18 protein-coding genes and 1 pseudogene are annotated in these 22919 nt (G+C 60.4%); 9 read left to right on the top strand and 10 right to left on the bottom strand.

What is annotated here, in order from left to right; translation table 11 throughout:
- Positions 1-17: 17 nt before the first annotated feature.
- Complete coding sequence (locus L8K08_RS01155) at positions 18-1235, top strand: winged helix-turn-helix domain-containing protein (RefSeq protein WP_242193791.1); 1218 nt, start codon at positions 18-20, stop codon at positions 1233-1235.
- A gap of 169 nt (positions 1236-1404) precedes the next feature.
- On the opposite strand, the gene L8K08_RS01150 is transcribed toward L8K08_RS01155, so the two are convergent.
- Positions 1405-2751, bottom strand: coding sequence for a 3-deoxy-7-phosphoheptulonate synthase class II (locus tag L8K08_RS01150; RefSeq protein WP_242193789.1), 1347 nt, complete (start codon positions 2749-2751; stop codon positions 1405-1407).
- 124 nt (positions 2752-2875) lie between these two features.
- Here L8K08_RS01150 and L8K08_RS01145 point away from each other — a divergent pair, with 124 nt between their 5' ends.
- A complete protein-coding gene (locus L8K08_RS01145) occupies positions 2876-3631 on the top strand; it encodes a spermidine synthase (protein ID WP_242193787.1) in 756 nt (251 codons plus the stop codon).
- 102 nt (positions 3632-3733) lie between these two features.
- Here L8K08_RS01145 and L8K08_RS01140 read toward each other — a convergent pair whose 3' ends face one another.
- Positions 3734-4525 carry a crotonase/enoyl-CoA hydratase family protein gene (locus L8K08_RS01140; RefSeq protein ID WP_145165117.1) on the bottom strand — a complete coding sequence of 264 codons (792 nt, stop codon included), beginning with the start codon at positions 4523-4525 and terminating at the stop codon, positions 3734-3736.
- Between the two features lie 421 nt (positions 4526-4946).
- Here L8K08_RS01140 and L8K08_RS01135 point away from each other — a divergent pair, with 421 nt between their 5' ends.
- Positions 4947-6620: a DEAD/DEAH box helicase gene (locus L8K08_RS01135; RefSeq protein WP_065872724.1), complete on the top strand. Its 1674-nt coding sequence runs from the start codon at positions 4947-4949 to the stop codon at positions 6618-6620.
- Positions 6621-6731: 111 nt separating this feature from the next.
- On the opposite strand, the gene L8K08_RS01130 is transcribed toward L8K08_RS01135, so the two are convergent.
- Complete coding sequence (locus L8K08_RS01130) at positions 6732-7499, bottom strand: class III extradiol ring-cleavage dioxygenase (RefSeq protein ID WP_145165115.1); 768 nt, start codon at positions 7497-7499, stop codon at positions 6732-6734.
- Positions 7500-7603: 104 nt separating this feature from the next.
- On the opposite strand from L8K08_RS01130, the gene L8K08_RS01125 reads away from it, so the two are divergent.
- Positions 7604-8260, top strand: a complete 657-nt coding sequence (locus L8K08_RS01125; RefSeq protein ID WP_242193786.1) for a thiopurine S-methyltransferase — start codon at positions 7604-7606, stop codon at positions 8258-8260.
- Between the two features lie 171 nt (positions 8261-8431).
- Here the strand turns inward: L8K08_RS01125 and htpX are convergent, their stop codons facing one another.
- On the bottom strand, positions 8432-9319 hold the full coding sequence (htpX, locus tag L8K08_RS01120) for a protease HtpX (RefSeq protein WP_106576811.1): 888 nt from the start codon (positions 9317-9319) through the stop codon (positions 8432-8434).
- Between the two features lie 304 nt (positions 9320-9623).
- Entirely contained in the window at positions 9624-10835 is a 1212-nt protein-coding gene (locus tag L8K08_RS01115) for a pyridoxal phosphate-dependent aminotransferase (RefSeq protein ID WP_027607001.1), read from the bottom strand.
- Positions 10836-11037: 202 nt separating this feature from the next.
- On the opposite strand from L8K08_RS01115, the gene msrB reads away from it, so the two are divergent.
- The 3 genes from msrB to L8K08_RS01100 all read left to right on the top strand — a co-directional run bounded on the left by msrB (position 11038) and on the right by L8K08_RS01100 (position 12640).
- Positions 11038-11430, top strand: coding sequence for a peptide-methionine (R)-S-oxide reductase MsrB (msrB, locus tag L8K08_RS01110; protein ID WP_242193784.1), 393 nt, complete (start codon positions 11038-11040; stop codon positions 11428-11430).
- 236 nt (positions 11431-11666) lie between these two features.
- Positions 11667-12152, top strand: coding sequence for a glutathione peroxidase (locus L8K08_RS01105; RefSeq protein WP_176998239.1), 486 nt, complete (start codon positions 11667-11669; stop codon positions 12150-12152).
- The gene (locus L8K08_RS01100) at positions 12149-12640 is read left to right on the top strand and encodes a MarR family transcriptional regulator (protein ID WP_242193782.1); all 492 of its coding nucleotides are present in this window, start codon (positions 12149-12151) and stop codon (positions 12638-12640) included. The genes L8K08_RS01105 and L8K08_RS01100 overlap by 4 nt, the downstream gene beginning before the upstream one ends.
- On the opposite strand, the gene L8K08_RS01095 is transcribed toward L8K08_RS01100, so the two are convergent.
- Positions 12594-14903 (bottom strand): response regulator, encoded by a 2310-nt coding sequence (locus L8K08_RS01095; RefSeq protein WP_145165102.1) that lies wholly within the window; start codon positions 14901-14903, stop codon positions 12594-12596. The genes L8K08_RS01100 and L8K08_RS01095 overlap by 47 nt on opposite strands.
- 172 nt (positions 14904-15075) lie before the next feature.
- Between L8K08_RS01095 and L8K08_RS01090 the strand changes: the two genes are divergently transcribed.
- Both L8K08_RS01090 and L8K08_RS01085 read left to right on the top strand, forming a co-directional pair.
- Positions 15076-15966 carry an ATP-binding protein gene (locus L8K08_RS01090; protein WP_242193780.1) on the top strand — a complete coding sequence of 297 codons (891 nt, stop codon included), beginning with the start codon at positions 15076-15078 and terminating at the stop codon, positions 15964-15966.
- Positions 15963-16445, top strand: a complete 483-nt coding sequence (locus L8K08_RS01085) for a GAF domain-containing protein (RefSeq protein WP_145165098.1) — start codon at positions 15963-15965, stop codon at positions 16443-16445. Before L8K08_RS01090 ends, L8K08_RS01085 begins: the two co-directional genes overlap by 4 nt.
- 37 nt (positions 16446-16482) lie before the next feature.
- Here the strand turns inward: L8K08_RS01085 and L8K08_RS01080 are convergent, their stop codons facing one another.
- The 4 genes and pseudogenes from L8K08_RS01080 to L8K08_RS01065 all read right to left on the bottom strand — a co-directional run bounded on the left by L8K08_RS01080 (position 16483) and on the right by L8K08_RS01065 (position 22907).
- Positions 16483-20121 carry a transporter substrate-binding domain-containing protein gene (locus tag L8K08_RS01080; RefSeq protein ID WP_242193778.1) on the bottom strand — a complete coding sequence of 1213 codons (3639 nt, stop codon included), beginning with the start codon at positions 20119-20121 and terminating at the stop codon, positions 16483-16485.
- A gap of 8 nt (positions 20122-20129) precedes the next feature.
- Positions 20130-20752, bottom strand: a pseudogene (locus tag L8K08_RS01075) (response regulator transcription factor).
- A gap of 255 nt (positions 20753-21007) precedes the next feature.
- Positions 21008-21403, bottom strand: a complete 396-nt coding sequence (locus L8K08_RS01070; RefSeq protein ID WP_242193776.1) for a response regulator — start codon at positions 21401-21403, stop codon at positions 21008-21010.
- 172 nt (positions 21404-21575) lie between these two features.
- Positions 21576-22907, bottom strand: a complete 1332-nt coding sequence (locus tag L8K08_RS01065) for a deoxyguanosinetriphosphate triphosphohydrolase (RefSeq protein ID WP_106576802.1) — start codon at positions 22905-22907, stop codon at positions 21576-21578.
- Positions 22908-22919 lie beyond the last annotated feature (12 nt).

Genomic DNA, 22919 nt, shown 5'->3' with positions numbered 1-22919 from the left:
CCCATACGGAGAGACTCATGCCCGCCGACCTGTCTTTTTCACTCAAGCACGCTCGACGCATGGCGCTGGCGGCCCAGGGGTTTTCCGGGCGCCAGGCGCCGGCACTGATCAAGGCCACGCACCTCAATCGTTTGATCGAGCGCTTGGGTGTGCTGCAGATCGATTCGGTCAACGCCGTGGTGCGCTCGCATTACTTGCCGCTGTTTTCCCGCCTTGGCCAGTACTCCCCGCTGATCCTCGAACAAGCTGCCTGGAGCCGGGGGCGGCGGCGCTCGCTCTTTGAGTATTGGGGCCATGAGGCCTCGTTGCTGCCCATGGCGCTGTACCCGTTGATGCGCTGGCGCATGGAGCGGGCCAAGCAGGGGCAGGGGATTTACGCGCAGATGGCGCGTTTCGGGCGTGAACAGCAGGCCACTATCCAGCGCGTGCTGCAGACCGTCGAGCAACAGGGCGCGGTGGGTGCTGGCAGCTTGTCGACCCGTGAGGAGCGCGCCGGCCCGTGGTGGGATTGGAGTGATGAAAAGCACGCACTGGAATGGCTGTTTGCTGCGGGATTGGTCACGGTGGCGGGGCGGCGCGGGTTTGAGCGGCTCTATGATTTGCCCGAGCGCGTCATCCCCGCCGACCTCCTTCTGGCCACCGTGAACGAGGCCGAGGCCCAGCGCGGTTTGTTGCTGCACAGTGCGACTGCCTTGGGCGTCGGTACCGAAAAGGATCTGCGCGATTATTTCCGCCTGGACCCTGCCGACAGTCGTGACCGCTTGGCCGAGCTGGTCGAGGATGGGCAACTGCGGGTGTGTCAGGTGCAGGGCTGGAAGCAACCGGCGTACTGCCTGCCGGAACCGAAGGTACCGCGCAAAGTGCCGGCCAGTGCCTTGTTGTCGCCGTTCGACTCACTGATCTGGGAACGCAGCCGCACCGAGCGATTGTTTGATTTTCGCTACCGGCTGGAGATCTACACCCCGCAAGACAAGCGGGTGTACGGCTATTACGTGCTGCCGTTTTTGCACAATGAGCGGATCGCCGCGCGTGTCGACCTGCGCGCCGAACGCGCCCATGGGCGGCTGGCGGTGCATGCGGTGCACGAAGAAGAGCCGGGGCTGGACGAGGAGGGGATGCAGGCGCTGGCCTTGAACCTGCGGCAGATGGCTGATTGGTTGGGGCTGGAACAGGTCCAGCTCAATTGCCAGCGGCCGAGTGCTGCTCGGTTAAGAGTCGCAATGCTGCAAACCTGAGTTGCAGCTGGTTTTTGTGGCGAGCGGGCTTGCCCCGCGTTGGGTGGCGAAGCCCCCCAAAACCATCCACCTCATTCTTCCAGACACACCGCAGTGGTTGTAGTGGGGCGGCTGCGCCACCCAACGCGGGGCAAGCCCGCTCGCCACAGGAAGCCCGCTCACCCAAATCTCAGCGTTTGACTTGCTTCAAGGTCTCGGCAATCAAAAACGCCAATTCCAGCGACTGATCGGCATTCATCCGTGGGTCGCAGTGGGTGTGATAGCGGTCCGACAGGCCATCTTCGGTGATCGGTCGCGCGCCGCCGATGCATTCGGTCACGTTCTGTCCGGTCATTTCGATGTGAATCCCGCCGGCATACGAGCCTTCGGCTTGATGCACCTGGAAGAACTCTTTCACCTCGCCAAGAATCTGCGCAAAGTCGCGGGTCTTGTAGCCGCTGCTGGCCTTGATGGTGTTGCCATGCATCGGGTCCGAGCTCCACAGCACCTGCTTGCCCTCGCGCTGCACGGCGCGGATCAGGTTGGGCAGGTGGTCGCCCACCTTGCCGGCGCCCATGCGCGCGATCAGGTTGAGGCGGCCGGGGTCGTTGTCCGGGTTGAGAATGTCGATCAAGCGGATCAAATCGTCGGGGTTCATGCTCGGGCCGACCTTGACGCCGATCGGGTTGTTCACCCCGCGCAGGAATTCGACGTGGGCGCCGCCCAGCTGACGGGTGCGGTCGCCGATCCAGAGCATATGGGCCGAGCAGTCGTAGTAATCGTTGGTCAGGCTGTCGCGGCGCACGAAGGCTTGCTCGTAGTTGAGCAGCAGCGCTTCGTGGGCGGTGAAGAAGCTGGTTTCGCGCAGTTGCGGCGAGCTGTCCATGCCGCAGGCGCGCATGAAGGCCAGGGTTTCGTCGATACGGTCGGCCAGCTGGCTGTATTTTTCGGCCAGTGCGGAGTTGGCAATGAAGTCCAGGTTCCACTTGTGCACTTGATGCAGGTCGGCAAATCCGCCTTGGGCAAACGCGCGCAGCAAATTCAGCGTGGCGGTGGACTGGTGGTAAGACTGCAGCAGGCGATCCGGGTCCGGTACGCGGCTTTTCTCGTCGAAACCGATGCCGTTGACGATGTCGCCACGGTAGGCGGGCAGGGTGACGCCGTCGATGGTTTCATCGTTGGCCGAGCGCGGCTTGGCGAACTGGCCGGCCATGCGCCCGACTTTGACCACCGGGCAGCCGGCGGCGAAGGTCATCACGATTGCCATCTGCAGCAGCACCTTGAAGGTGTCGCGGATTTTTGCCGCGGAGAACTCGGCAAAGCTTTCGGCGCAGTCACCGCCCTGCAGCAGGAACGCGCGGCCCTGGGTCACTTCGGCGAACTGACGGCGCAACTCGCGGGCTTCCCCGGCAAACACCAGTGGCGGGTAGCTGGCCAGGTTCTGCTCCACTTGCAGCAAGTGTGCAGCGTCCGGGTACTGGGGTTGTTGCTGGATCGGCAGGGCGCGCCAGCTGTCGGGGCTCCAGGGTTGGCTCATCGTGAACTCGATTGGTTGATTGACGGTGGGGCGCCAATGTTATCAGCAATTAGTGCGTGACCTGTTGCCGCCGGTTGGCCGACAATCGCGCCTTTGCCGTGCGGTAAACCCTTTAGGAGTAGTGATGACCGAGGAGCGTGTCGAGCGCCTGCTGGCCGAAGTCCATGATGATTTCGGCATGATCCGCGTGCTTGAAGTGGCCGATTACCGCTTTCTCGAGTTTGGCGACGCCATCGAGCAAAGCTGCGTATTCACCGCCGACCCGAGTTGGCTGGAGTACGACTACACCCGCGCGATGCTGATTGGCGCGTTGTGCCACGAGCAACCGGAGAGTGCGCTGTTCCTCGGGCTGGGCGCCGGCACGCTGACCCAGGCGTGCCTCAAGTTTCTGCCGCTGGAAGACGTCGAAGCCATTGAGCTGCGCCCGGACGTGCCGCGCCTGGCCATTGAGTACCTGGGGCTGGATGACGATCCGCGCCTGTACATCCGTATTGGCGACGCGCTGCAGTTGCTCGACACCGCCGAATCGGCCGACCTGATTTTCGTCGACCTGTATACCGACGTCGGCCCGGGCGTGGGGCACCTGGCCTGGACCTTCCTGGAAAACTGCCAGAAGAAACTCAACCCTGGCGGCTGGCTGGTGATCAACCAGTGGGCAACCGATGATGGCAAGCCACTGGGTGCGGCGTTGCTGCGCGGGTTGTATCACCGGCATTACTGGGAGCTGCCGGTGAAGGAGGGCAATGTGATTTTGCTGGTGCCTTCGGAGCTGGATCAGGCACTGGACCTGGGTGCGCTAACGGCGCGTGCCGACGCTTTGGCGCCGCGGTTGGGGTACTCGTTGCAGGCGTTGATCAAGGCGATTCGGCCGGCGACTTAGTTGCCGGTACTGGCGCCATCGCGGGCAAGCCCGGCTCCCACAGGGGATAGGCGATCAAATGTGGGAGCGGGCTTGCCCGCGATGAGGCCGACACTGTTCTACTCAAATCCCCTTGAACACCCCCGGCCGCTTCTCAACCATCGCCCGCACACCCTCTTTGGCATCTTCACTGTTGAGCAGCTTCTCCACCACCACCTGCAACCCGGCGGCGGCAACGGTTTCGCCTTCCATCCGTGCCTGGCGCGCCGACATCAGCGTCGCTTGCACACCCAGCGGCGCCTGGCGGGCAATACGGCTGGCTAGCTCAATGGCGCGCGGCAGCAAATCTTCGCTGGCCATCACTTCTTGCACCAAGCCCAGCCTGAGCGCCTCGTGTGCATCAAATTCATCGCCGGTGAGCAACCAGCGCATGGCGTTGCCCCAGCCGGCCACCTGATGAAAACGTAAGGTCGCGCCGCCAAACGGAAAGATCCCACGCTTTACTTCCATTTGCGCAAAGCGCGTGTTGCTCGCGCAAATATTGATATCGGCTGCCAGCATCAACTCGATGCCGATGGTCAGGCAGTAGCCCTGGGCCGCGACGATCACCGGTTTATTGACCCTCGGCCCGGCGAACACCCCCCATGGATCGCAGCCGCCCAGTGGCGGTTGCCAGCCTCCGGACATCACGCCGCTGACATTGGCCAGGTCCAGCCCGGCGGTGAAGTGGTCGCCGTGGGCAAACACCACGGCCACCCGGGCCTCGTCGTTTCGATCAAATTCGCCATAGGCCAGGCTCAGCTCATTGAGCAGATCCAGGTCAAAGGCATTGCGCTTGGCCACTCGGTCCAGACCCAACAGCAGGACATGGCCCTGTAACTCACGGCTGACGCGACTGCTGCTGGCTTGATTCATCGGGTGTGCCCTCAGGGCTTGGGTGGGTTTCAGACCAAAGGTCTTGATGGGCAGGTGAACCGTTTAAGCGTTATGACCAACAGGGCCGGGCCTTTGAAAAATAGACCCTGGCGCGGCTATCCGCAAAGGCTTTGATGCAGCGCGGTTTATCGGCGCTTTGCGATAAAAAAAGCTCCCTTTTTCAGCTATTTCCGGTATAGTGCGCGCCGGCCTTTAACCGGGCCGCGTTTAGGTAGCGCAATTCCCCGAAGTCAGCTTCGGCTGCACGTCCGCACAGCGGACTCTTCCTTGACGAATCTTTTTCATTCATTCGTTTTCGCAAATCCCCGCCGACAAAGCAGCCAGGGCGACTCTTGAGTCTCAACACGGCATGCGCAGCTTTGGAGCATGGGTCTTTGCGGATGCACTTAGAGGCAGACCCATGACCCAGGAAACCGGCGGCTTCGCCGCTTTTAATCTTAACCCGAACATTCTTGCAGCCGTCATCGCGACCGGCTACGAAGAACCTTCGGCTATTCAGCAGCAATCGATTCCGATCATCATGGCCGGCCAAGACATGATTGGCCAAGCGCAAACCGGTACCGGTAAAACCGCCGCGTTCGCCCTGCCAATCCTGCACTGCATCGATCCTGCCAAGCGCGAGCCGCAAGCCCTGATCCTGGCGCCAACCCGTGAGTTGGCGCTGCAAGTAGCAACCGCTTTTGAAACCTACGCCAAGCAAATGCCAGGCGTAACCGTTGTGGCCGTTTACGGCGGCGCGCCTATGGGCCCACAACTTAAAGCAATCCGTAACGGTGCACAGATCGTTGTCGCCACTCCGGGCCGTCTGTGCGACCACCTGCGTCGTGACGAAAAAGTCCTGTCGACCGTGAACCACCTGGTTCTGGACGAAGCTGACGAAATGTTGAAGCTGGGCTTCATGGATGACCTGGAAGTCATCTTCAAGGCGCTGCCACCGACCCGTCAGACCGTATTGTTCTCGGCCACCCTGCCACAGTCGATCCGTGCCATTGCCGAACGCCACCTGCGCGATCCGCAACACGTGAAGATCCAGACCAAGACTCAGACCGTTACCGCGATCGAACAGGCTCACCTGTTGGTTCACGCTGACCAGAAGACCTCGGCTGTATTAAGCCTGCTGGAAGTCGAAGACTTCGACGCCCTGATCATGTTCGTGCGCACCAAGCAAGCGACCCTGGACCTGGCCAGTGCCCTGGAAGCCAAAGGCTACAAAGCCGCTGCGCTGAACGGTGACATTGCCCAGAACCAACGTGAGCGCGTGATCGACTCCCTCAAGGATGGCCGTCTGGACATCGTTGTGGCGACCGACGTTGCTGCCCGTGGTCTCGACGTTCCACGTATCACCCACGTGTTCAACGTTGACATGCCGTACGACCCAGAGTCTTACGTTCACCGTATCGGCCGTACCGGCCGTGCCGGTCGCGAAGGTCGTGCACTGCTGCTGGTGACTCCGCGTGAGCGCCGCATGCTGCAAGTGATCGAGCGTGTAACCGGTCAGAAAGTTGCCGAAGTCCGCCTGCCGGATGCCCAGGCCGTTCTCGATGCTCGCATCAAGAAACTGACCAACAGCCTGTCGCCGCTGGTGGCTGACGCTGAATCGACCCACGGCGAACTGCTGGACCGCCTGACTGCCGATATCGGTTGCACCCCGCGTGCCCTGGCTGCAGCCCTGCTGCGCAAGGCTACCAACGGTCAAGCGCTGACCCTGGCTGCGATCGAGAAAGAACGTCCACTGGTGCCGAACAACGCTCCGCGCGGTGATCGTCCAGAGCGTACTGGCGACCGTCCAGACCGTGGTGATCGTGAGCGTCGTGCTCCGGTTCCATTGGCTGAAGGCCGTGCTCGTTGCCGTACCGCGCTGGGCGCGCGTGATGGCATCGCGGCCAAGAACCTGCTGGGCGCTATCCTCAACGAGGGTGGCCTGGCACGTGAAGCGATCGGTCGTATCCAGGTTCGTGACAGCTTCTCCCTGGTGGAGCTGCCGGAAGACGGTCTGGAAAAACTGCTGACCAAGCTTAAAGACACTCGCGTTGCCGGTAAGCAGCTGAAGCTGCGTCGCTACCGCGAAGATTGATCCGCCCTTGGGCTGATTGATCGCACATAAAAAATCCCCGACTGGTTCGGGGATTTTTTTTGCCTGGATTTCAGGTTTGGATTAGCACTCAATCCCACATTTAGATCTGCGTTAGCCGAAGCGGTAGATGTCCATCCCGAGCGCACCCATGGTGAACCCCTGATGCGCCACGCTGAATGCGCCACCCGCGCCCCGCGCAAAATACAGCGGCAACAGGTGCTCGTCACTCGGATGGCTGCGCACGGCATGCGGCGCCTGGCGGCGATAATCGTGCAAGGCCGCCTCGTCGTTGGCGGCGAGTTTGTCCACTACCCAGTCGCGGAAATCGCGCGCCCAAGGCTCAATGCTCTCAGGTCCGGCATGCCAGTCCAGTTCGCCCAGGTTGTGGGTGATGCTGCCCGAACCGATCAACAGCACGCCGTGCTCACGCAGACTGGCCAGCGCATGCCCGACGCGGGTTTGCAGGGCAGGGCCCATACGGCTTGGAAGCGACACCTGCACCACCGGGATATCGGCGGCCGGGTACATCAGTGACAGGGGCACCCAGGTGCCATGGTCGAACGGGCGCTGGTCATCGACGCGCGCCTCAAGGCCATCAGCCTTGAGCAGTTCGACTATCTGGGCTGCCAACTGCGGGTCACCGGGTGCGGGGTACTGCACGGCGAACAAATCCCGTGGGAAGCCGCCGAAATCGTGCCAGGTCTCGGGTGCGGCGCTGCCGGTAACCAGCAGGCCCTGGCTTTCCCAGTGCGCCGAGACCACCACAATGGCCTTGGGCCGTGGCAACTCGGCCGCCAGGCGCTTGAGTGCCGGGCCGCTGGCACCGGGTTGCAGGGCGAGCATGGGCGAACCGTGGGAGATAAACAGGCTGGGGAACATAAGTAGGGTCCTGAGCGTTAACATGGGCCCATCTTCAATCAGATCATTGATCTAAATCTAATATAAGTTTTAGCGCCTTTTGATCGAATTTTCAGGGTGATTCCATGGAGCCTAAGTTTTGGCAAGAGCGTTGGGCACGCAACCAGATCGGTTTTCATCTGCCCGAGGTCAACCCCTACCTGCTACGCCACTGGCCAAAACTGGCCTTGGCTGAAGGGGCAAAGGTGTTGGTGCCGCTGTGCGGCAAAAGCCTGGATCTGATGTGGCTGGCAAGCTTGGGGTACCGCGTGCTGGGTGTGGAGTTGTCCGAGCAGGCGGTGGAGGCGTTCTTCAGTGAGCAAGGGCTGATGCCCAAGATCAGCCAGCATGGCGTGTTCAAGGTGTACCAGGCGGATCAGATCGAGGTGTGGTGCGGCGATTTCTTTGCCTTGGACGCCGAAGCGCTGGCCGATTGCTCCGCGCTTTACGATCGCGCGGCATTGATCGCGTTGCCGCCGTTGATGCGGGCGCAGTACGCCGAGCATCTGAATGCCTTGTTGCGCCCGGGCTGTCAGGGTTTGCTGATCACCCTCGACTACGATCAGACACAAAAGGCTGGCCCGCCGTTTGCGGTAACCGATGATGAGGTGAAGGTGTTGCTGGGCTCGCACTGGGCTGTGCAGGTGGTGGAAGAGCAAGACATCCTGGGTGAGAGTTGGAAGTTTGTGCAAGACGGTGTCACGCGGCTGGAAGAGCGCGTGTACCAACTGACAAGGTACTGACCCTGCTATCGCCATCGCGGGCAAGCCCGGCTCCCACATTGACCGCGTCGCTCACCGTGTATGTGAACCTGAGCAGATCCTTGTGGGAGTCGGGCTTGCCCGCGGTGGCGATTCAGGCACTCACAAAAAAGGGGCGATCAGATCGCCCCTTTTTGTGTTACCGCGCAGCTATCAGCCCCGGCGACGCAGTGCGTCGATCCGCTCTTCCAGCGGCGGGTGGCTCATGAACATGCGTGCAAAACCTTGCTTGATGCCACCGTTGATACCAAACGCGGTCAGGCTGTCCGGCATGTGCACGGGCAGGCCCTGTTCGGAGCGCAAGTGTTGCAGTGCCGCAATCATCGCCCCGGTACCGGCCAGGCGGGCACCGGCTTCGTCCGCGCGGAACTCGCGTTTGCGCGAGAACCACATGGTGATCGCGCTGGCCAGGAAGCCCAGCACCACCTCGGCAAAGATGGTCGCCACGAAGTAGGCAATGCCGCGGCCTTCTTCGTTCTTGAAGATCACCTTGTCGACGAAGTTGCCGATGATCCGTGCAAAGAACATCACGAAGGTGTTCACCACGCCTTGTACCAGCGCCAGGGTGACCATGTCGCCGTTGGCCACGTGGCCGATCTCGTGGGCCAGTACCGCTTTCACTTCGTCGTAGGAGAAGCGTTCGAGCATGCCCTGGCTCACCGCAACAAGGGCGTCGTTCTTGTTCCAGCCGGTGGCAAAGGCGTTGGCCTCATACGCCGGGAAAATCCCGACCTCAGGCATCTTGATGCCAGCCTCGCGGGACAACTGCTCAACGGTCTGCAGCAACCATTGCTCATGGCGGGTGCGTGGCTGGGTGATGACCTGGGTGCTGGTGCTCATCTTCGCCATCCACTTGGAGATGAACAGCGAGAAGATCGAGCCGGCAAAACCAAAGACTGCACAGAAGACCAGCAGCTGATTGAGGTTCAGATCAACCCCGTTGGCCGCCATGAACCCGTTGAAGCCGAACAGGCTCAGGGTGATGCTGGCAATCAGCACGACCGCCAGGTTAGTGGCCAAGAACAGCAGGATGCGCATCATGGTTGTAGAATTCTCCTCATGCTTAATATGTCGCGTACTGCGGGGTATATAAGGTGCGGCCTGGGGCGATTCAACCGAGCGACTATTTCAAACTGTGTCCTACAGCCTGAATGTAGAGCCTTGAAAGGATTTTCCGAGCCGAAAAGCCAGCCGCGATCACCCCATTCAAGCCTTCGCGCCCTGCATTTATAGGAGGCTGACCGGTCCGTGGCGTGCAGCGGCAGGGAGGAGGGGACGGCGGGTAGAGAAGTGTTGCCAGATACTCGCCGTACGACCGAATGTCGGTCGTACGGCGGCGTGTGCGTTATTGGCGATAGGACTTGAGGAAGTTGCCGATGCGACCAATGGCCATGTCCAGGTCATCCACGCGCGGCAATGTCACCACGCGGAAGTGATCCGGCCACGGCCAGTTGAACGCCGTTCCCTGCACCACCAACAGCTTTTCCGACAGCAGCAGGTCGAGCACGAATTTCTCGTCGTTGAGGATCGGGCAGACTTTCGGGTCGATCCGTGGGAACGCATACAGCGCGCCCATGGGTTTCACGCAGCTCACGCCGGGGATCGCGTTGAGCAACTCCCAGGTACGGTTGCGCTGCTCCAGCAGGCGGCCCTGAGGCAGTACCAGGTCGTTGATGCTCTGGTAGCCGCCGAGGGCGGTCTGGATTGCATGCTGGCTCGGCACGTTGGCACACAAGCGCATATTGGCCAGCATGTCGATGCCTTCGATGTAGCTCTGGGCGTTGTGCTTGGGCCCGGAGATGGCGATCCAGCCGGAGCGGAAACCCGCCACGCGGTAGGATTTGGACAGGCCGTTGAAGGTCAGGCACAGCAGGTCCGGCGCCAGGGAGCCGGTGCAGATGTGCACGGCGTCGTCGTAAAGGATCTTGTCGTAGATCTCGTCGGAGAACACCACCAGGTTGTGCTGGCGTGCCAGCTCGAGCATGCCCAGCAACACTTCCCTGGAGTACACGGCGCCGGTCGGGTTGTTCGGGTTGATGATCACCAGGGCCTTGGTGTTCGGCGTGATCTTGGCCTTGATGTCGGCCAGGTCCGGGAACCAGTCGGCGCCTTCATCGCACAGGTAGTGCACCGGGTGGCCGCCAGCCAGGGTCACGGCAGCGGTCCACAGCGGGTAGTCGGGCGCCGGCACCAGCACTTCGTCGCCGTTGTTGAGCAAGGCCTGCATGGACATCACGATCAGCTCGGACACGCCGTTGCCCAGGTAGATGTCTTCGATGCCGACACCTTCCACCTGCTTCTGCTGGTAGTACTGCATCACGGCTTTACGCGCGCTGAACAGGCCCTTGGAGTCGCTGTAGCCCTGGGCGGTCGGCAGGTTGCGGATCACGTCCTGGAGGATTTCGTCCGGCGCTTCGAAACCAAACGGCGCCGGGTTGCCAATGTTCAGCTTGAGGATGCGATGGCCTTCCTCTTCCAGGCGTTTGGCGTGCTTGAGCACTGGGCCGCGAATGTCGTAGCAGACGTTGGCGAGCTTGTTCGATTTGCTGACCTGCATGGCGATGTGATCCTGAAAATGAACGATCCAGACGGCGTGGACACTACCGTACTGCGAATCCTGCGAGGCCCGCACCCATAAATACGTTTGAATGCCGGTAGCGCGGGTGCCAGACTGGCGTTTTTAAGAGGCGCAATCATACGTGCCGCCTGTTCCGTGGAAAAGATACAGATCAGGCTTTTTCAGTTGCCGAGGTGGATTGATGGATAAGTTGCAGAAAACCCTGGATGAGTGGCGGGACATGCTCGACCCCGCGCAGTATCAGGTGTGTCGTCTCAAGGGCACCGAGCGCCCGTTCAGCGGCAAATACAACGAAACCAAAACCGACGGTGTGTATCACTGCATCTGTTGTAAGGAGCCGCTGTTCGATTCCAAAACCAAGTTCGACTCCGGCTGCGGCTGGCCGAGCTTCTACGCGCCGATCGCCGACAGCGCGATGATCGAGATCCGCGATGTCAGCCACGGCATGATCCGCACCGAAGTCACCTGCGCCAAGTGCGATGCGCACCTGGGGCATGTGTTCCCGGATGGTCCGCCGCCGACTGGTTTGCGCTACTGCATCAACTCGGTGTGCCTGGACCTCGTCCCGCGCTAGGGCAGGCAGCACCTTCCAAGTGTGGGAGCGGGCTTGCTCGCGAATGCGGTGTGTCAGCCAGCTTATTGGTAGCTGACCCACTGCATTCGCGAGCAAGCCCGCTCCCACTTTTGTATCGGACGTGAATGAAGGAATTGATGTGAGCAAATAGAGCCTCATCAATGCGGTCAATTAAATTGCACACAATTGAATTGCCTACTATCGTTTCAGGTCTTTCCCCTGTTTGAGGCACTGCCATGAGCAACAACCTGCTGAGCATCCCGTGCACCACCATCAAAGGTGAGCAAAAGACCTTGGCCGACTTCGCCGGCAAGGCCATTTTGGTGGTCAACACCGCCAGCAAATGTGGCTTCACCCCGCAGTACAAAGGGCTTGAACAACTCTGGCAGCAGTACAAGGACCAGGGCCTGGTGGTGTTGGGGTTCCCCTGCAATCAATTCGGCAAGCAGGAGCCCGGCAACGAAGGCGCGATTTCCGAGTTCTGCGAGTTGAATTTCGGTGTCAGTTTCCCGCTGTTCAAGAAGATCGACGTCAACGGCAGCGAGGCCCATCCGCTGTTCGTGCAGCTTAAAAAACAAGCGCCGGGCTTGCTGGGTTCCAAGGGCATCAAGTGGAACTTCACCAAGTTCCTGATCGGTCGTGACGGTCAGGTGGTCAAGCGTTTTGCCCCGACCACCAAGCCTCAGGACCTGACCCAAGAGATTGAAGCCCTGCTCAAATGATCGATGTATCCGCCGTGTCCCTGGCACTGGACGACCAGCTGTGTTTCAAGCTCTACGCTGCCTCACGGGCGGTGACGCGTGCTTATAAGCCAATGCTTGACCGGCTGGGCCTGACCTACCCGCAGTACGTGGTCATGCTGGTGCTGTGGGAGTGGCACGAGGCAACGGCCCCGCAGCCGACCGTCAAGGCCTTGGGCGAGCGGCTGATGCTCGATTCGGGCACATTGACGCCGCTGCTCAAGCGTCTTGAGCAACTCGATCTGGTGAGCCGCCAACGCAGCGCACGGGATGAGCGGGAAGTGCACCTGGGTCTGACTCAGGCCGGTGTGCAGTTACGCCACCAGACTCACCGCCTGAAAACCCGCTTGCTGTGTGACAGCGGCATCGACCTGAACCAGGCCGATGCCTTGCGCGAAGGCCTGGACCAGTTGCTGGCGCAGATCAAAGGGTTGTCGTCTGCGGCACCCACAGGTCCAGCAGAGCCTTGAGTTCTTCGCGGCGGAACGGTTTGGCCAGGTAGTCATCCATGCCCGCGGCCCGGCAACGCTCGCGCTCCTCCGAGAGGGCGTTGGCCGTCAAGGCGACAATGGGCAAGTCGGGCCAGCGCCCGCTGCGGCGAATCTGCCGGCTGGCTTCGTAGCCATCCATTACCGGCATGTTGCAGTCCATCAGCACCATGTCAAAGCGCTGCTCTTCAAGGAACTTGAGCGCTTCGCCACCGTGTGCGGCCACCACCACTTCGCAGCCGAGCTTGCTGAGCATGCCCTTGGCCACCAGTTGATTGACCGGATTGTCCTCCACCAACAGGATGCGCGCCCGGTGCGTAAACGGCGCGGCTTCCATCTGGATCGGGTCGAGGATCAATGGCGCGTCGCTGCGCAAATTGCGTTGCAGGATCTGATACAGCGCGTTGCGGCTCAAAGGGCGCGCCTGTTGCTGCAGCGGCGCCAGGGCTGCCACTTCCTCACTGGGCATAAAGTTGCCGTAGGCGGTGACCAGCAGAATGGGCGCCTTGATGGCTGGGCGCAGGCGGAACAGGCACTCCGGGCAATCGGTGATCAACAGGTCGGGATTTTGCCCGCTCAGGTCGTCGTCTTGAGAATAAACGCGCGGCGCCAGCCCCCAGTGAGGCAACAGGGTGGTGAGCAATTCCGTCAGGCCGCTGCCGGCGTTGGTGATGGCAATGACTTCGCCTGCCAGTGGCGCGTAACGCGTCGCGGGCAAATGCGTGGGCAGTGGCAGGTCGGCGCAGAACTGGCTGCCAAACCCGACTTCCGAGCTGATACTCAGCCGGCCCTTCATCGCTTCACACAGATTGTGCGTCAACGCCAGCCCCAGCCCCGTGCCACCAAACTGGCGGGTGATGCCTGCGCCGGCCTGGGTGAACGGCTGGAATATTTTTACCTGCGCATCCTGAGCGATGCCGATTCCGGTATCACACACTTCAATCTTCACCCGGCCCTCGCTGGCGCTCAGGCGCACGTCGACTCGGCCAAAGCGCGTGAACTTCAAGGCGTTGGAGAGCAAGTTGCTGACGATTTGCCGCACGCGTGTCGGGTCGCCAATCACTTGGGCGGGAAACAGCGGGTCGATCAAGCACGTCAGTTCAACGCTCGGTGCTGCGTTCTGCGACAGCAGGTTGGCGGTGTCTTCCACCAGCGAGCTCAGATCGAACGGGATACGCTCCAGCTCCAGCTGGCCTGCATCAAACTTGGACAGGTCGAGGATATCGTTGAGCAATTCCACCAGCACTTTGCCGGAGTCATGGGCAATCGACAGTTGCTGGCGCTGCTCGGCATTCAACGGGCTGTCCAGCGAGAGGGCGATCATGCCCAGCAGGCCATTGAGCGGCGTGCGAATCTCGTGGCTCATGTTGGCCAGGAACGCCGCCCGTGCCTGGGCCATGCCCAGCGCCGTCATCTTCGCAGCCTCCAACTCATCATTGGACTGGCTCAGGCGTTGGTTGCTGGCCTTGAGCTCCAGCGTGCGTGCGGAGACGATATCTTCCAGTTGGCCCAGGTACTCGGTGAGTCGGTCCTCGGCGTGGCGGCGCTGCTGGATTTCGGTCTCCATGTTTTCGAATTGCTGGTTGGCGACACTGACCAGCACGCCGATTTCGTCGTTTTCGTGCCCTGGCGGGCAATCCAGGTGCGCCTGCTTGCTGGTGCTCAGCGCGCGGATGATGCGCACCAGCGGCTGGGTCAGCATCACGTAAAACAGGCCCAACAGGATGCCGGTCAGCAGCAGGCTGCGGGCAAAGCCGTTAAGCAGTGTGATCTCGGCGCGGTGCAGGAAACGGCTGCCGAAGGCGTAAGTGTCGACGTCCAGGCGCAACACGCCCAAAGAATCATTAGGCATGTGGCTGAGGAACAACCGATCCTCAAACTGGCGGTTGGCGCCAAACAGAAAATCGCTGATGGGCCGGTACGTGCTTTCCTTGCGCGGGCGATCAACGTCGGCCAGGACCACGCCATTGTTGTCGACCAATTGCGCACGGGTGATCGCCGGGGAGTGCAGCAGGCCCAGCGTCAGTTCCTGGGCGAGTTCGGCGTCGATGTTGTAGGCGATACGGGAGGCGGGGTTATGGCTGATTTCGATCAGCGAGCGGATTTCACGGTTGATGGATGCGTCTTCGCTGGCATAATCAATGCCGATTTGGATCAGACTGAGCAAGGTTCCCAAGACGAAACCGACCAGCACAGTCAATCGAGCTTGTTTATAAGACAAGCGGTGGGCGAACTTGATATCCATCGGGTGTTGAACCACTTCACGTTTCCCTTCGCCCGGCAAGCATAGCTGAACATCCACCGGCTTTGGCTTGCTCGGCATAATCATTGATTTTTTTACAGGTGCAGCCCTGTCGCGGTCTGCCGCAGGGTTGCCAATACGCCATCTTTTGCAAGAACTTGCCAGAGGAATAGTCGTGGATAATCGATTGAATGCCTTTCTTGAGCGTGCCGACGCGGTACTTGCACGCCTGGAACCGTTGTTGCCGGCGCCCCGCCAAGCCATCGACTGGGACCAGTGCCTCGCCGCCCGCTGGCAGCGCGAAGGCCGCAGTGGCTTTTTGCTGCCCCTGGAAGTCAGCCTGGACATGCGCCTCAGCGACCTGATCGGTGTGGACAAGCAACGCGAACAACTGGCCCGCAACACCCAACAATTTCTCGATGGCCTGCCCGCCAACCACGCGCTGCTGTGGGGTTCGCGCGGCACGGGCAAATCGTCCATGGTGCGCGCCTTGCTCGCCCAGCACGCCAAGGCCGGCTTGCGCCTGATTGAAATCGAGCGCGATCACCTGGCCGACTTGCCGCGCGTGGTCGAGCAACTGCTCAAGCTGCCGCAGCGGTTCATCCTGTTCTGCGATGACTTGTCGTTCGAGGCCGGCGAGGGCGACTACCGCGTGCTCAAGAGTGTGCTGGACGGCTCGCTGGAGCAGGCGCCAGAAAACGTGCTGTTGTATGCCACCTCCAACCGCCGTCACCTGGTGCCGGAAAACCAGAGCGACAATGACAACTGGAAACGCATGGACGGTGAGCTGCACCCCAGCGAGGCCGTCGAAGACAAAATCGCCCTGTCCGACCGGTTCGGCCTGTGGTTGTCGTTCTACCCGTTCTCTCAGGAACATTTCCTGAACGTGGTTGAGCACTGGATTGGCGAACTGGCCAGCAAGGCCGGTTTGCAATGGCAGCGCGATGAAGCGCTGGATATTTTGGCCGTACGTTGGGCCACCGGGCGCGGCAACCGCAATGGCCGGTGCGCGTATCAATTCGCCCGTTACTGGGTGGGTCTCAAGTTGTTGGAGCGTCAACCATGATCGATTTGCAACAGGCCGGCACGGGCCTGGATGGCTATGCAATGCTGTGTGCGCAACTGGAATCGCTGCTGGCCGATGAACGCGACTTCATCGCCAACAGCGCGCAGTTCTCTGCGTTTCTGTTCAACCAGCTGGATGACCTTAACTGGGCCGGCTTCTACCTCAACCGTGACGAAGAGCTGGTGCTTGGCCCGTTCCAGGGCCAGATTGCCTGCGTGCGCATTCCGTTCGGTCGTGGCGTGTGCGGCGCGGCGGCGGCATCGCGGCAAACCCAGCGGGTGGAGGACGTTCACGCGTTCCCTGGGCATATCGCCTGTGACAGCGCTTCGAACAGCGAACTGGTGGTGCCGCTGATCAAGGACGGCCAACTGATTGGCGTCCTTGATCTGGACAGCCCGTCGCTGGCGCGCTTTACCGCGCAGGACCAGGCGGGCATCGAACAGCTGGCAGCGATTTTCCTGCGTCTGACCGACTGCTGACCGGTGGCGGCAGGGGGAGTGCAAACACTCGCCCTGCCTATTGCAAGACGTCCAGTTCATTAAGGCGCATCTGCAGCATCCTCTCCAATTCAAGCATGCATTTTTCCAGGCTCTTGATGCCGGTTTCGATCTTCGGCCGATCCTCACCCTGGGCGCACGCGTGCTCCAGCGCTTCACATTCGCCGGCCAGCGCAGCGGCCTGCACGATGCGCGCAGCTCCCTTGATCTTGTGGGCCTGGTCAATGATGGCCTGGGGCGATGCCTGTTGCGCCAACATGGCGGTCAGTTCCTGACGGTCATGACGGCTGCTGTTGAGCAATTCTTCAAGCAGGCGGCGACTCAGCTGTGGGTCGCCGCCCGTCAGCGCCTCCAGGCTGCTGAGGTCGAGCCTCACACCGCCGAGTGGCTGGCCGATCTGCGCCAGTTGCCGCTCCAGCACCGTCAGGCTGATTGGCTTGAACAGGCAGTCGTTCATGCCCGCTTGCGCGCAACGCAGTTTCTCTTCCGGCTGGGCATTGGCGGTGAAGCCCAGCACGACGCAGGCCGGCAGTTGTTCGCGCTGTTCATACTCACGGATCGAGCGGGTCAATTCGTAGCCGTTCATGATCGGCATGTTGCAGTCTGCGATGACCAGGTCGAAGCGTTCCTGACGCCATGCCTTGAAGCCGGCGGCACCGTGCTGGGCTGCGGTGAACTGATGGCCCAGATAACCCAGTTGCTGACACATCAGCAGGCGGTTCGCGGGATGGTCATCCACCACCAGTACGTTGAGCACCGGCGCAAGCGCCGGGGGCGCGGGTTTGAGTTCACCCACGGGCTGGACCGGCTGCAGGCGGGGCATTTTCAAGTTGACATGCACTTGGGTGCCCACCATCGGCACACTGCTCAGGCTCAGTTGCCCTCCCATCATTGCGCACAGGCTTCGGCAGATCACCAGCCCCAGGCCGGCGCCGCTCCTGGCCAGGTGCCCGGAGTTATCGGCCTGGGCAAACGGCTCGAACAGGCGCAGCTGGTCGTCGCGACTGATACCAATGCCGGTGTCCTCGACCACCAGTTTCATCTCGACCTGCTGCGGTTGATCGGTGGGTTGCACGTCCACTTTGATGTGCACTCGCCCGCGCTCGGTGAACTTGATCGCATTGCTCACCAGGTTGGACAGCACCTGTTTGAAGCGTAACGGGTCGATCAGCACCTCGGTGTCATCCAGCTCGGGCTTGAACTCCAGCAGCAGGCTGAGGGTTTTCTGCCGTGCCAGGCCATCGAACACGCGCACCACCGACTCGATGACTTCGCGCAGGTTCACACGTTCCGGCGCCAGGCTCAAACGGCCGGACTCGATGCGCGCGATGTCCAGAATATCGCCGATCAATTCCAGCAGGTCTTTGGCCGAGTTGTAGGCCACTTCAATGGCCGGGCGGTCGAGATGGCCCTGGTCAGCCCGCTTGAGGGTCAACTCCAGCATGCCAATCACGGCGTTCATCGGCGTGCGGATTTCATGACTCATGGTGGCGAGGAAAGTACTTTTGGCCCGGTTCGCTTCATCGGCGCGTTCCTTGGCGGCGCGCAACTCGTCGAACAGCTGGCGCCGCTCACTGATGTCGATCCAGCCCCCAATGATGCCCTGGACTTCACCAACGGAGTCACGGTAGGGAAGAATCCAGTGATAGATCGTCAGTTTTTTTCCATGCAGGTGCAGGGTGCGGTCGAGAATCAGCGTGTTGCCTTGCGCCACGACTTGCTGGTAGTCCGCGTGGTATTGCGCCGCTTCCGATTCCCGGGCCATGTCCATCTGGATCACGCTCTTGCCGATCACGTCTTCACGCTTGACGCCGAAGACCTGCAGGTAACTGTCATTACAGGTTTGCAACAGGCCGTTTCGATCACGCACATAGATCGGGTGCGGGGTTTCGTTGACCAATGCGCGCATGAACTCGAACTGATCGTTGAGGGCGCGCTCGGCCATTTTTCGATGCTTGATCTGGCGGCGCATGTGGGCGTTCCAGGTCAGTGAAATCAGCAGCAACAGCCCGGTGCCGACGATGATTTGCGCGATCAACTGGTGGTAGTTGCGCCAGTAACTGTCGGAGGCGGCGGTATAGCCGCGCCAGCGACTGTTGATCACGCCCATTTCGTCCGGAGCAATGCTCAGCAGGGCCTTGTCCAGGATTGAGCTCAGTTCGACGGCGCGGCGTGGCGTCGCCAGGGCGAACGTGGCGGGAAGGGTGCCGATACTGGTGCTGATCTGCAGTTTGTCCTGGAAAACCTGCGAGGACAGGAAGTAGTTGGCGATCACCAGCGAGTTGACGGCACCTTCCACATTGCCTTGGGCCAGCATTTCGGATGCTTTGAAAGTGTCGCCGACCTCCACCAGGCGAATCTGCGGGAAGTCCTGCGTGAGGATTTTTTCCAGTGGGTTGCCCACGGTGATAGCCAGGCGCTTACCTGCCATCTGCTCCAGGTTTGAGGGTGCGCCGGGCTCTTTGCGGGTGAGCAGGACGTAGGAGTTTTCCAGGTAAGGGCGACTGAAACTCAGCGAAGCCTCCCGTTCAACGCTGGGGACAATGGCCCCGATGATATCGGCTTTCCCGGTGGTGACCTGTTCGATCATCGCGTTGACTTCGCGACTGCGCAGGATCTTGAAACGTAACCCGGTGCGCAGGCGTATCAGTTCCAGCAAGTCTGCGGTGATGCCGCGAAAATTGCCTTCGGCGTCGAAAAACGTCAGCGGCGCGAAGGTCTCATTGACGACGACTGTTACCACCGGATGGTCTTTGAGCCAACGCTCTTCGCGCTGGGTCAGCTGCAGCTTCTTGTCGGTCAGCAAGATATCGCTGCCGGCGCTCCAGCGCTTGGCGATGCTGTCGCGTTCATTGATGGGGATGGCGGCCAGCACCGAATCGACGATGCTCAGCAAAGTGCGTTGTTCCTGGCGCAGCGCAAAGCTGAAGCCATAGGCTTCATGCTTGCCGAAGTTGGCCATGCGGATGTTTTTCAGGTAGCCCTTGTTGATCATGTAATGGGTGGAAATGGTATCGCCCAAAAACACGTCGGCCTGGTCGAACGCCACCGCATTCAAGGCGTTTTGGTACGAGGGATAGGCGCGGATGTTGGCCTTTGGGTACAGCTTCTGCACTTCATTCAACGGCAGGTAGTGGTAGACCAGGCTCAAGCGCAGTCCGGCCAGCCCATTGCCCAGATTGTAGTTTTCCCCCTCACGGGTCACGAGTACAGGTTGGTCCACCGCGTATGGCTGCGACAGGATGAGATTCGGGTTGGCGGCTTCAAAGCCGTTGGAGGAGCCCAACAGGTCGATTTCGCCTGTTTCAAGCGCGTGGATCGATGCTTCTCGGGTGGGGTAGCGCACCACTTTCACGGGCAATGCCAGGGCTTGGGCCAACAGCCCTGCGTAATCGGCGGTCAGGCCCTCGTAGTCGCGGCCGCTGGAGGTCAGGTCGAAGGGCGGGTAGTCCGGTGCCGAAGTGCCGAGCACCAGCTCGCGTTTGTTCTGTAACCACTGGCGCTGGGCCTTGTCCAGTTGAACATCCAGTTGTACCGCACTTGCACGGCTCAACAGCGTGAAGTGTTCCGGGCCGGGAGCGGGGTCCGCAGGCACCGTCGTGCTGAAACACACACCGGCGATTAATATAATCAAATAGTCCTTTATACGGCTGGGCATCCGCTTTCTCACACTAGCGCGTTTCGTTTTGCCATCTCGATAAGTTCTACCAAGGACTTGGCTTTAAGTTTTTGCATCAGCCTTTTTTGTAAGTGCTTACTGTTTTGTTACTTAGAAACATCCCTTTGGCGATTTCCTTATTGGTGCGACCTTGTGCGAAAAGTTGTAATACCATCAGTTCCCGGTCGTTCACTGTTTTAAACAGTTCAAGTTCCAGCGTGTCTGTGCCGTCTGCATTACCATTGAGGGCCTGGCTGGGAAAATAGTTATACCCCGACAGCACGGCGCGGATGGCACTCAGCAGTTCGCTGAGGTCGCCTTCCTTGCACACATAGCCATCCGCGCCCGAGCGCATGCAGCGGGTGGCAAACAGCGTCGGGCTCTGAGCGGTCAGAATCAGGGTTTTCATCGATGTGTTCATGGCGTTGAACCGGCACAGCACTTCGAGGCCGTCAAGTTTGGGAATGCTGATATCCAGAATGATCAAGTCCGGCAGGCATTCGCGAACCATTTGTATCGCATCACAACCGTTGTCCGTTTCACCGACGACTTTATAACCCTCATGTTCCAGCAACATGCGGATCGCCAGCCTGATAACGGGGTGGTCATCAATGATAAAAACCGTGTTCATAATCACATTCCATGCAAGTGCAAATAAAGCGGGCACATTAGCTCAGAAGAAGAGGGAGGAGCATGAACCATGGTGGGAACAGGTATAAAACAGGAGAATTCCTACATGAAAAAAGGTAGTTACCTACCAGTTGTTAAGGCTTTGTGACGCTGGATGTAAGCAAGTTTTAAATCGGTGCGGTCATTGGCAGTGCCAGCGAATCAGCGATTGGCTCAGGTATATTTTCGTAGGTGGACGAAGTTTAAAGTCCTACATTTACAATCGGATCAGGGGCGCAATCAACGTTGCAAGTTCGTCTTTATTCAGCGGTTTGGATAAATAACCAAGCAGCGGCAAACCACGCTGCAGGGCTTGGGTGGTCAGGTTGAAGAGTTCCGAGGAAGGCAGCCCGCTCAGCAGAATGGCGCCGGTTATAAAGTGTTGGCGACTGGCGATTTCTACCAGCTCCAGGCCGAGTAAATCAGGCAGGCATTGGTCGCACAGCATCAGGTCAAACGGCCTTTTGGATTCAGACATCGCGCGGATCGCCTGTTCGGCATTTTCTGCCAGCGTCAGGTGGTCGAAGCCGAAGGTGTTAAGCAGGCACTGAGTGGCCAGAAGCTGAAAGGGGTGATCCTCCACCAATAGGATTCGAAGAGGGTGTCTGGGCATAGGGGCACACGGGTCAGTCAAGCGTCGATGGGGTGGCGCGTAGGAATTGCTCGCCAGGTCCGCCAGAAGCGGGCGTGATTATTCCTTGAATGAGTGTACGAATTCGATCAGGCAGCTCTGTTCCCGTCGTAGGCAGATTCTGTTCGGGGAACAGGCGGCGTGATCGCAAGCGTCATTGTGGGCTTGAACGCCCGGTCATCTCCCGCGCCATCTCGGTGGCGTAGCTGTCGGTCATGCCGGCAATAAAGTCGATCATGCGCATGAACGAGGCGTGCAACGGCCACGCCGGGTCCGGTGCGCTGTTGCCGAGCAGATCGAGGATGCGCCGGTTCTTGAACGACGGCGTGCGCCCGCCATGCTGCTCCAGCGCGGCACCGCAAAACGCATTCAAGAGGATTTCCAGGGTGGTGTAGGCGCCGATTTCATGCAGGGTCTTGCGCTTGTCCTGGAAGATTTTCTTGCGGGCCATGTCCTTGGCATCCAGCACGCAACGCTTGGCGGGGCCATGCATGTGCTCCACCAGATCGCCAGGCAGTGTGCCGGCGAGCAACGCATCCTGCTGTTCCACGAAAGCCCGGGCGGCGGCATTGGTCAGGTGTTCGATGGCCTTGCCGCGCAAAATCGCCAGCTTGCGCCGGCGCGAGTCCTGTGCGCCCAGTTGCCGGTAAGTCTGGGGCAGGTCGTCACCGACCAGGTCGAGCAACAGCGACTCGACCTCGGCGTATTCGAGCAACTCCATTTCCAGGCCGTCCTCGAGGTCGATCAAGGCGTAGCAGATATCGTCGGCCGCCTCCATCAGGTACACCAGCGGGTGACGGGCCCAGCGTTGTTCTTCCAGTTGCGGCAGGCCAAGCCTGTGGGCGATCTGCTCAAGGATCGGCAGCTCGCTCTGGTAACAGCCGAACTTATGCTTCTTGTAGCCCAGCGAATCGGCGTGGCGGGCGGTCCAGGGGTATTTCAGGTAGGTGCCCAGGGTGGCATAGGTCAGGCGAGTGCCGCCGTCGAACTGGTGGTACTCAAGCTGGGTCAGCACCCGAAAACCCTGGGCGTTGCCTTCGAAATTGAGGAAATCATTGCGCTCGGCACTGCTCATGTCGTCCAGCCAGCCGCGCCCGGCCGCCTGTTGAAACCAGTGGCGGATGGCATCTTCGCCGGAATGCCCGAACGGCGGGTTGCCGATGTCATGGGCCAGGCAAGCCGATTGCACGACCATGCCCAGATCGCTGGGGTCGCACCAGTCGGGCAGGGCGCTGCGCAGGGTTTCGCCCACGCGCATGCCGAGCGAACGGCCGACGCAACTGACTTCCAGCGAGTGGGTCAGGCGCGTATGAATATGATCGTTGCTGGACACCGGGTGCACTTGGGTCTTGCGGCCCAGGCGGCGGAAGGCGCCGGAGAAAATAATACGGTCATGGTCTTTGTGAAACGGGCTGCGGCCGAGTTCTTCCGGGCTGTGCAGAGGCTTTCCAAGACGTTCGCGGGTAAGCAGGGTGGGCCAATCCAAGGCGGGTACTCT

The organism is Pseudomonas sp. TREG-RG-20F-10-E-6-01 (assembly GCF_022662455.1).
Taxonomy (GTDB): Bacteria; Pseudomonadota; Gammaproteobacteria; order Pseudomonadales; family Pseudomonadaceae; genus Aquipseudomonas.
The sequence above is the reverse complement of the archived record's forward strand: the minus strand, read 5'-3'. Positions and strand labels throughout refer to the sequence as shown.